Source organism: Termitidicoccus mucosus (genome assembly GCF_038725785.1).
GTDB lineage: Bacteria > Verrucomicrobiota > Verrucomicrobiia > Opitutales > Opitutaceae > Termitidicoccus > Termitidicoccus mucosus.
Genome location: NZ_CP109796.1, coordinates 4,670,430 through 4,680,610 on the forward strand (window position 1 = coordinate 4,670,430; position 10,181 = coordinate 4,680,610).

General features: G+C 65.1%; 6 protein-coding genes. 5 read left to right on the forward strand and 1 reads right to left on the reverse strand.

Annotated features, from left to right (window positions below; genetic code table 11):
• Positions 1–71 precede the first annotated feature (71 nt).
• The gene (locus OH491_RS16265) at positions 72–914 is read right to left on the reverse strand and encodes a helix-turn-helix transcriptional regulator (protein WP_334319336.1); all 843 of its coding nucleotides are present in this window, start codon (positions 912–914) and stop codon (positions 72–74) included.
• A gap of 442 nt (positions 915–1,356) precedes the next feature.
• Between OH491_RS16265 and OH491_RS16270 the strand changes: the two genes are divergently transcribed.
• From OH491_RS16270 to OH491_RS16290, 5 genes are all read left to right on the forward strand, one after another.
• Positions 1,357–2,811, forward strand: coding sequence for a GDSL-type esterase/lipase family protein (locus tag OH491_RS16270; protein ID WP_068770520.1), 1,455 nt, complete (start codon positions 1,357–1,359; stop codon positions 2,809–2,811).
• A 100-nt stretch (positions 2,812–2,911) separates the two neighbouring features.
• On the forward strand, positions 2,912–4,231 hold the full coding sequence (locus OH491_RS16275) for an acetylxylan esterase (RefSeq protein WP_068771114.1): 1,320 nt from the start codon (positions 2,912–2,914) through the stop codon (positions 4,229–4,231).
• Complete coding sequence (locus OH491_RS16280) at positions 4,228–6,549, forward strand: glycosyl hydrolase family 95 catalytic domain-containing protein (protein ID WP_342750590.1); 2,322 nt, start codon at positions 4,228–4,230, stop codon at positions 6,547–6,549. Before OH491_RS16275 ends, OH491_RS16280 begins: the two co-directional genes overlap by 4 nt.
• 37 nt (positions 6,550–6,586) lie before the next feature.
• Positions 6,587–7,456: a LamG-like jellyroll fold domain-containing protein gene (locus OH491_RS16285; RefSeq protein ID WP_068770518.1), complete on the forward strand. Its 870-nt coding sequence runs from the start codon at positions 6,587–6,589 to the stop codon at positions 7,454–7,456.
• A 119-nt stretch (positions 7,457–7,575) separates the two neighbouring features.
• Positions 7,576–10,176: a TonB-dependent siderophore receptor gene (locus OH491_RS16290; protein WP_068770517.1), complete on the forward strand. Its 2,601-nt coding sequence runs from the start codon at positions 7,576–7,578 to the stop codon at positions 10,174–10,176.
• Positions 10,177–10,181: the final 5 nt, after the last annotated feature.

The following is a 10,181-nucleotide window of genomic DNA, read 5'->3' on the forward strand; positions in this document are numbered from 1 at the left end:
TCCCCCACGCTACCAGAAGCCCGCCGGACGAGGAAGCGCGGGGCCGCTCAAACACTTCGCTCAATCGCTCATCAGCGATGGAATCCGTATCGCCGCATTTTTTGTATCACACCGGATGATTCCTCGGGAAGCTGCCAGTGTCCTTGTATATTAACGGGTTTCCTATAAGGCGGCAATATGCCCTCCCGCCACACGGAGGGAGGCATTTTATAATGAAACTTGAATGCGCGGCTGAATTCGCCCGCGCCCGCGAAGCCGCACTGCTCCGCGATGGCCGCGATGGTGTGGCTGGTCTCGCTGAGCAACTCCGCGGCGCGCTCCATCGCGACGCGCTGCAAAGCATCGCGCGGGCTCTCGTTTCGCACCTGCATGAACAGCCGGCGCAGGTGGCTTGACGAGACTCCGGCGACACGCGCCGCCTGCGCGATGGCCGGCCGTTCCGGCAGGTGATCCTTGAAATACAGCATCGCCGTTTCGACCTTTTGCTCGGCGAGGCTGGCGAGCGTCGGCAGCCGGGTGGTGACCATGCCCTCAAGCGCGATCAGGGCGAGTTCCAGTTGCGCATATTGCTCATACAGAGGACTTAGTCTCATCGGTTTTTCGTAATGCGGTTTCAATTCCCGGGCGAGTCCCTCAATGCGCCGGGCCTGCGCCGGACTCAATTTGTGCTGCAGAAAACCGTGCTCGCGAGTAATTTCCGCCAGCAGTGGAAACACCACGCCAAAGTGCAGCACGACCGCCTTGCAGTGTCGTTTCTCGCCCACCCAGCCGTGTTTGTGTTCGGGCGGGAAAACCCAGATGGTGCCGGATTGCAATTCCGGTTTGCCCGGGCCCTCGCCGCCCGGGAGCAGCGGCGCGCACCGGCCGGAAACCACCGCAAAAAATTCCCAGTTGGCGCGGGATTGAGGCGCCATGGGCTGTTGGCCATAATAACGAGAACCATGTCCGAGGTAACGCAGCATGAAGAATAATATAGACCGGGATATATAAAACGAGTCAAGATCGCGGGGCCGCCGGAGGCGCGGTTCGGGCCGGGAGTTCAGGCTTATGGTCGGTGGGAAAAGTTGTTCCCTTAAAACAGCAGGAGCATTCCGCTCGCGGGCGATGAAATGGGGATGTTTCGGATATCTTGAGAGGTTTCACAAGTATATGTTAATATTATAATTAAACAGAAAAATTAAACTTTGACTCTCGACCCGGACCGAGCCGGACACTCATCTTATGAGCGATTGAGCGAAGTGTTTGAGCGTGCCTGCGATTCCATTTTCAAGCCGGTCCTGCTATTTCTTTAATCCTGACGCACCCCAAATGTTTTGCTCCCGGCCATTCGCATTTGTGCCAGCGTTTTACCATCCCATGAAAAAAGAAATGCTCCTAGCCGCAGGTTTGTTCGCCGCTCCGTTTCTGGCGTCCGCCCAGATAATATACACCGGCGGCACCTGCGCGCAGGACTTCGACACCCTGCCGCGCGGCGGCGCCGGCAATGTCTGGGAAAACAACAAGACCCTCCCCGGTTGGCACGCGGCGTTCGCTCGGCGCGGAGGGCCGGACACCTTCCGCGCCGACCCGGGCGGCGCTTCCGTCGGCGTCGTCAGTTACGGCGCCGACGGCTCGTCCGACCGCGCCCTCGGCCTGCGAGTGTCGGCCAACTCCGGCGACCTCGCCGTCGGCCTGCGCCTCGTCAACCGCACCGGCTCCGCCATCACCTCGCTCACCATCGCCTACGACGGCGAGCAGTGGCGCGAGGACGGCCCGACACCCGCCACGCTCCAGTTTTCTTATAAAGTCAATGGCGGCCTGCTCACCGGTTCCGCTGGCTGGACGCCGGTGGAACAGCTCAATTTCACCTCGCCGCACACCGCCTCCGAAACCGGCGCGGCCGCGCGCCTGCTCGATGGCAATGCGGATGCCAATCGACGCGCCGGCATCACCGCGACCTTCCCCGTGCTCGCCGCCGACGGCGACGAAATCTGGCTGCGCTGGTTCGGCCGCGGCGTGCGCGCCAGCGTGCAGGGCGTGGCGATTGACAACCTCACCGTCACCGCCGCCACCGCTCCGTTATCCGAGGCGCTCAAGCTTGCCGCCGCCGCGGCGCCCGCCCGCCGCAACGAGCCGCCGCCCGCGCCGGAGCCCGATCCCTATTGGCCGGCGAACGACGCGTTTCCCGGCGTTGGCCAGCCCGTTGGGAAAGGCCGTTTCAAAAACTGGAATTACCAGCTTCGCGCCGGTTTCGCGAAACTCCGCGACGCCGAGCAGGGCGCGCTCGTGTTTGCCGGCGATTCCATCACCGAGCGCTGGCGCACGCTCGCGCAGGATTTCGCCCCGCTCGGCGTGAAAATCGCCAACCGCGGCATCGGCGGCGACCGCGCGCGCAATTTGCTCTACCGCTTCGACGACGACGTGCTCGCACTCCATCCGCGCGGCCTCGTTCTGCTTATCGGCACCAATGACCTCGGCGCGATGGACACCGCCGCCGACATCACCGCCAATATAAAGGCGATTATTGCGAAGACGCGCGCTTATAGCACCGCGATGCCCGTCGCGCTCTGCCTCGTCATGCCGCGCAACGGCGACCGCGATTTTCCGAAACGCATCCCCGGGCTGAACAAATTGCTCCGGGAAATCGCCGCCTCGGACAAAGCCGTCACGCTTTGCGATCTCTACTCGCTCTTCGCGCAGGAGGACGGCACCTCGAAGCCGGAGTATTTCGGCGACCGCCTGCACCCCAACGCCGCCGGTTACGCCAGAATGCGCGATGCGCTCCTGCCGGTCCTCCGCGGCTGGAACCTTGCCGGAAATCCGGAAATTTAACCGCAGATATACATGGAGATTGTCTATAATCGCAAAGAGGCCTGAGGAAAAAATTCTCTCCGCCGATCTTCGCCAGTTAAAACACCTTTTTTCTTTTTATATGAATTTTCACCTTCCTCCCCGTTTCGTCATTCTGTGGCTGCTCCTCCCCGCGGCCTTGCTGCGGGGCGGGGAAATCAAGGTCTCTGTCGCGCCGGACCGTGACAACTGGTTTTATAAAACCGGCGAGCCCGTCCGCTTCGCCATCAGCGTCACCGACGACGGCGCCCCGGTCAAAGAGGTCGGGATCAATTATACAATCGGCCCGGAAAAAATGCCCGCGTCGGCAAAAAATGCCGTCGTGCCGGAGGGCGGGCTGGTGGTTGACGGCGGTTCGCTCTCCGCGCCGGGGTTCCTGCGCTGCATCGTCAACGCCCGCGTCGCCGGGAAAAATTACAAGGGCCTCGCCACCGCCGCCGTCTCGCCGGATGAAATAAAACCCACGCAAACCGAGCCGAAGGATTTCGAATTATATTGGGAAGGCAGCAAGGCCGAACTCGCGGCGATACCGATGGAGGCGGGGCGGACACTGCTGCCCGAATATTGCACCGATGCCGTCAATGTATATCATGTGCGCATCCGCACGCTCGCCACCGGGTTGATGGCGCATCGCTACAAGGCCCACGTTTACGGAATATTGTGCGAGCCCAAGGCGCCCGGCAAATATCCCGCCGTGCTGCGCGTGCCCGGCGCGGGCATCGCCCCGCGCGTGCCGGTTAACACTTCGCTGGCCGCACGCGGCTTTATCACGCTCGGCATCGGCATCCACGGCATCCCCGTCAACCTGCCGAAGGACGTATATGATGACCTCGACGCCGGCGCGCTGCGCGATTACCGGAACCTCAATCTCGACAACCGCGACGCCTATTATTACCGGCGGGTTTACATGGGCTGCGTGCGCGCGAACGACTACCTCGTCTCGCTGCCCAATTTCGACGGGAAAAACCTGATCGTCTCGGGCGGCAGCCAGGGCGGGATGCTGACGATTGTCACTGCCGCGCTCGACCCGCGCGTGACCGGGCTGGCGGCGCAGTTCCCGGCCTACTGTGACGTCACCGGTTATCTGCACGGGCGCGCCGGCGGCTGGCCGCACATGTTCGAGCCGGGCAGCCCGCAGCTCGGCAATCCCGCGAAGCTGGAAACCACCGCCTACTACGATGTCGTGAACTTTGCGAAACGCATCGCGGTTCCGGGCCATTACGCCTGGGGCTACAACGACGAGACCTGCCCGCCCACCTCCATTTACGCCGCGTATAATCAAATCACCGCGCCGAAAACGCTCACGCTCGACGTGGCCGCCGGGCACAAGACCACCCCCGCCCAAAACACCGCGATCGAGGAGTGGATTATAAAAACCGCCAAGGCGGACTCCCTGCCATGACCCTCCGCCGCATCGCACCATTGTTGCCCGTCCTGCTGCTCGCGGCGTCCGTTTGCCCGGTTTGTAACCTAATGGGTTACAAACCCACCTCCGCCTTCGATTGGGCCGCGTTTCTTGCCCGGCACGATTTTGTCTGGCAAACCCTGCCGGACACCTGGGGCGAGTCCGCCTTCATCGGCAACGGCAACCTCGGCGCCACCATTTTTCTTCAGGAAGACCCCGCCGCCGCCGGCTCGAAACAACTCTCGTGGGAAATCAACCGCGCCGACCTCTACGTCGCGCTCTCGCGCATCCCCGTCGGACGCGTCGCGCTCAAGACCGCCGGCGCCGTCACCGGCGGCGACATGCGCCTCGATCTCTGGAACGCCGAGGCCCGCGGCACCCTCCGCACCGCGCGCGGCGAGGTGCGCTGGCGCTCCGTCGCGCTACGCGAGCCCGGCCTCATCCTCATCGAGGCCGAGGGCGTCGGCGGCGAGCCGCCGCCGGGCATCGAATGGCACGCCGCCCTTGTCCGCCCGCCGCGCTCCACTTACAAGCAGCAATCCTACCGGCCCGACGAACTCCACCCGCCCGCCATCGTCACCGCGACGGACGACGGCGGTTTCGTCAGCGAGCAAACCTACCTCGGCGCCACCCCTGCCCCCGGCGCGCTCGCGGTCGGCGACAATGATTTCGGCGCCGTGCCTTCCGCCGGCGCCAGCGTCGCCGCCGCCCGCGCCCTTCGCTCCGCCGACGCCGGCGGCCGTCGTGTTTTCCTCGTCGCCCTTGAGCACGCCGCCGATCTTTCCGCCGCGCGCGCCCGTGCCGAGGCCGTGCTTGCCGCCTCCGCCGCCGAACCCGCCGCGCTCCTCGCCGCGCACCGCGCCTGGTGGCGCGCCTATTACCCGCTTAGCCGCGTCGAACTGCCCGGCGCGCCCGCGCTGGAGACCTTCTACTGGCGCCAAATCTACAAGCTCGGCGCGGCCATGCGCGCCGACGGCCCGATTTGCGACCTCCTCGGCCCGTGGTATCGCGTCACCGCCTGGCCGCGCATCTGGTGGAACCTCAACCTCCAGCTAACCTACCACCCGCTCGCCGCCTCCAACCGCCTCGACCTCGCCGAATCGCTCTACCGCAACCTCGACCGCCGCCGCGACCAACTCATCGCCAACGCCCTGCCCGCGCGTCCGGAGCGCGACACCGCCGCCATCGGGCGCACTTCCGTGCAGGACCTCCGCTCCTTCGTCCGCACCGACCGCCCGACTGGCGCCGAACTCGGCAACCTCCCCTGGATGCTCTACCACTACTGGGAGTTCTACCGCGTCCAGATGGACGACACCATCCTCCGCGATCGCCTCCTCCCGCTCCTCGCGCCCGCCGTCAACTACTACCTCGGCCACACCCAAACCGAGGCCGACGGCCTCCTCCATCTCCGCCTCACCCATTCGCCCGAGTTCGCCGACGCCACCGACGCGAACTACGACCTCGCCCTCCTCCGCTGGGGCCTGCAAACCCTCGTCGACTCCCACGGGCGCCTCCACCTCGACGACAAAAACCTCCCGCGCTGGCGCGACGCCCTCGCCCGCCTCGCGCCGTTTCCCGTGGACGAAAAGACCGGCCTGCTGATCGGCCGCGACCGCCCGCTCGACAAGGCGCACCGGCACTTCTCGCACCTCATGTCCATCTACCCGCTGCACCTCCTCGACCTCGACGACCCCGCCCGGCGCGCGCTCGCCACCCGCTCCATCAACCACTGGCTCACCGTCCCCGGCGACGACCGCTGCGGCTTCACCTACACCGGTGCCGCATCCCTGCTCGCCATGCTCGGCGACGGCGACGGCGCGCTCGGTCAGCTCAATCAGTTCTTCAACTTCTCATTCGGCAAAAGCACCCCGGACACGATTTTCCTCACCACAATTTTCCCCAATACCTTTTACGCCGAGGAGAGCCGCCGCCCTGGTGGCTCCGGCGGCCTCACCATCGAGACGCCGCTGACCGTTGTTGCCGCCGTCAACGACATGCTCCTCCAAAGCCACGGCGGACTTCTCCGCGTCTTCCCCGCCATGCCCGCCGCGCGCTTCGAAAACCTCCGCGCCGAGGGCGCGTTTCTCGTCTCCGGCGAATGGCGCGGCGGGCGCGCCGTCCGCGTCGAAATCAAGAGCCTCGCCGGCGAGCCCTGCCGCCTGCGCGTCCCCGGCTGGACCGTGCGAAACACCCGCGCCACCGCCGCTGCCGCCGATGGCACCGCCCTCGCGTCGGAAATCACCGCCCTCCCGAACGGCGGCCTCGAAATCATCCTCCCAAAAAACGCCACCCTCACCCTCGCGCCGGCAAATTAACCTTCACCTTAACCATAAGAATCAAACTCCCCATCCCATGACCATCCATCCCACCATTGGAAAAAATTTTCCGGCGGCGCTTTGCGCGTTGCTGGCGGTTTCGGCCTTTAGTCTCCGGTCCCCGGCCTTTGCCGCCGCCGAGCCGCCCGCGCCGGCCTTGCATTACGCGCCCGCCGCGCCCGGCCACACGCTGCCCAACCTCGGCACCGGCGCCGGCCTCGCCAGCCGCCCGAACGTCCCGCTCCTGCTGCGCAAAAACACCGCCAAGAATTTCGGCAACTGCGAGCCCGCCTCCCTCGTGCTCGACGCAGGCACCGGCCCCTTCCAGCGCGGACGCGCCATCGACTTTTCCGCCAACGACGGCAACGGAGGCAAGGTCGCCCATTGCGCCAGCATCGTGCGCGGCGACCTCGGCGGGCTTTCCGCCTGCACCGTCACCCTCTGGTATAAGCTCGCCGCCCCGCTGCCCACGGCCAGGGGCTCCTTCACCACGCTTCTCCGCAGCGCCTCCCTCGACCTGCTTTTCTCCGCCGACACCCTTTGCGCCCTCACCCGCGGCACCGAGAAGGCCGCGGACGCGCCCGACCGCATCGTCGCCCCGCGCAATCCCGCCTTCTCGCGCGAGAACGAATGGGTGTTTGTCGCCCTCACTTGGGGCGGCGCCGACGGCGCGACCACCCTCTACGGTGGCAACGAGTCGGCGCGAGCCGCCGTTTTGAAAACCGCCCGCCTCGCCGGACGCGGCAAGACCATCGGCGACAAGGGTGCGAACATCAATTTCGGCTACCACAACCTCTCCGACGGCGGCATCCGCGCCTTCGATGGCTGGCTCGCCGACATCCGCGTTTATACCGCCGCCCTGACTCCCTCCCAAATCGAGGCCGTGCGCATGAGCGCCGGCCAGTGAACCTGCCCCGGCCCGGCTTGATTTTAGCCCGACTCCACTCGCCCTCGCCTCGCCCGAAGTCGCTTCGAAAATTCCACTTCCAAAAACCGCCGCCACCGCCGCCACCAGCGCACCATCCCATGATGAAAACCGCCCGTTTGCCCATTGCCCTCGCCCTCCTGCTCGCCGCCGCTGGCGGCACCGCGCCAGCCCAACGCGCCCCGTCCGCTCCGCCGCCCGATGAGGATGTCGTCATCCTCTCTCCCTTCGAGGTCAGCGCCGAGAAGTCCACCGGCTACATGGCCGCCGAGGGCGCCACGGGCACCCGCTACGCCGCCGCCATCCTCGACACGCCCATCTCGGTGCAGGCCATCACCAGCGAGTTCATCGAGGACTTCCTCCTCCTCGACCTCAACGACGTGACCACCTACTCCTCCAATTTCGTCATTAACGGCAACGAAGGCTCCAGCACCTTCAACGTGCGCGGCATCCGCTCCAACGGCGTCGGCACCTACCGCAACGGCATGAAGTCCGACGGCATCTACGGCCCTGTCGCCGTGGACCGCGTCGAGATCGTCCGCGGCCCCAACGCCGCCATCTACGGCGCCACCGAGCCGGCCGGCCTCCGCAACATCGTCACCAAGAACCCCACCAACAAACCCTTCGCCAACATCCGCCTCGCCGGCGGCACCGACGACTTCTACCGCGCCACCCTCGACATCAACACGCCCATCACCAAGCGCACCCTCTTCACCCGCTTCGCCGCCTCCGTGGAGGAAAGCAAGCAGTATGTGCAGGACTTCGCCCAATTCCGCCGGAAAAACCTCTACAACGCCACCACTTGGAAAATCGGCCCCAAGACCACCTTCACCACCCACCTCGACTACGTCTGGTTCCGCAACCAGGCCCAGAACGCCAACACCATGCCCTTCGTGCAGGCGCTGGTCGAACTGCCCGACGGCGCCGGCGGCACCGCCAGCACCGCCGCCTATGTTGACCGTTTCGGTTCCGGCAGTTGGGAGCGTTTCCAAAACATGAACACCTCCGGCCGGGGGGCCAACCACGAGATGGAGTTCACCCAGTTCGACGCCAGCTTCACTCATCAGTTCGCCCGCTGGCTCTCCCTGCGCGTCGTCGCCGGCTACATCCAGCGCAACCAGGACATTATGCGCACCGCCGTCGGCACCCCGGCCACCCGCAACCTCTGGGGCCAGTGCCGTTACGAACTGACGACGGACCCGCTGACGGGCGTGGTGACGGGCGACTACGTCATTCCGGTCCGTACCATGACCTCCCCGCGCGGCAGCTACCTTTATTATCTCACCGACACCTCCGGCTCAGGTTCAGGCTCCTACCTCGGCGGCACCCTCGGCGGTGTCTATACCCCGCGCATCGAACGCAACCGCCTCACGCAGTCCAACATCTCCGCCGACCTCCTCGCCACTTTCAAGACCGGCCCCGTCGCCCACAAGCTCCTCCTCACCGCCGACTACTCCATTCAGGACGCCGAGGGCCGCAGCCGCCTCGCCATCGAGCGCGACCCCGCCGCCGCCGGCAACACCGCCGACCCCGACACGTGGACCCACTGGGGCGGCCTCGTCACCCTTAACGACTCCTTCTGGGGCGACTGGGGCTTCACCAACCCCGATTTCGACTACTCCCTCGATTTTTTCAACGCCTCCCGGTGGAACTACGACACCGCCTGGACCGACACCCAGCAGATCACCAAGGGTGTCATGCTCTCCGAGCGCGCCACCTTTTTCCGCGACCGCCTCATCGCCTTCGCCGGCGTCCGTTACGACGAAATCCGCACCACCATGATTGATTACCTCAACGCGATGAACAACGTCGGCGCCGGCATGGTGGACTACGCCCCCGGCGGGATGCGCAGCTACGCCCCCGACCGCGCCGTCACCATGCAGAGCGGCCTGCTCTATAAAATCAGCCCCGAGCTGTCCGCCTACGTAAACTACAGCCAGTCCTATAACCCCAACCGCGCCGACGGCGCGAACCGCGACATCTTCCGCAACCCCCTTCCCGCCTCGCGCGGCGAAGGCTACGAAATCGGCCTCAAGGCCGCCCTCTTCGGCGAAAAGCTCAATTTCACCCTCACCTACTTCGACACCGACAAGGAAAAAGTCCCCCGCACCGCCCGCAACGACCTCGGCGAGGCGATCTACATCCCCGGCTCCACCGACCAATATTCCAACCTCAACGACATCAACTCCCACGGCTTCGAGCTCGACCTCAACGCCCGCGTCACCCCCTCCCTCAGCGTCCTCTTCGCCACCGGCTACACCGAGGTCTCCTACACCCACGTGCAGAACCAGACCGAGCAATACCTGCTGCAAGTCCCGCCCGACGGCACGCCCAAGTGGATGGGCAGTCTCGCCCTCACCTACAAGCTCCGCGAAGGTTTCCTCAAGGGCATGAACTTCCGCCTCGGTGTCCGCTACACCGGCCCCATGCTCGTGAACAACACCACCTACTCCGTCTTCGGCAACAGCAAGGTGCGCGCGCCCACCCTCACCATCGGCAACCGCACCTACCAGCAGTATTATTTTGAGAACCCCGCCCTCACGCTCGTTGACGGCGGCCTCGGCTACAGCTGGCGCACCGGCAAGGTCAACCACAACATCGGCCTGAACATCAGCAACCTCCTCGACGAGGTCTATCTGCGCGGCATGAGACCCGGCACGCCGCTGAGCCTCATCCTCACCTACGACATCAGCCTGAAATGAGGTTT

Excerpts from the sequence above, each read along its gene's own strand:
- OH491_RS16265 (WP_334319336.1), bottom strand. The coding sequence starts at position 914 with ATGGCGCCTCAATCCCGCGCCAACTGGGAATTTTTTGCGGTGGTTTCC.
- OH491_RS16270 (WP_068770520.1), top strand. The coding sequence starts at position 1,357 with ATGAAAAAAGAAATGCTCCTAGCCGCAGGTTTGTTCGCCGCTCCGTTT.
- OH491_RS16275 (WP_068771114.1), top strand. The coding sequence starts at position 2,912 with ATGAATTTTCACCTTCCTCCCCGTTTCGTCATTCTGTGGCTGCTCCTC.
- OH491_RS16280 (WP_342750590.1), top strand. The coding sequence starts at position 4,228 with ATGACCCTCCGCCGCATCGCACCATTGTTGCCCGTCCTGCTGCTCGCG.
- OH491_RS16285 (WP_068770518.1), top strand. The coding sequence starts at position 6,587 with ATGACCATCCATCCCACCATTGGAAAAAATTTTCCGGCGGCGCTTTGC.
- OH491_RS16290 (WP_068770517.1), top strand. The coding sequence starts at position 7,576 with ATGATGAAAACCGCCCGTTTGCCCATTGCCCTCGCCCTCCTGCTCGCC.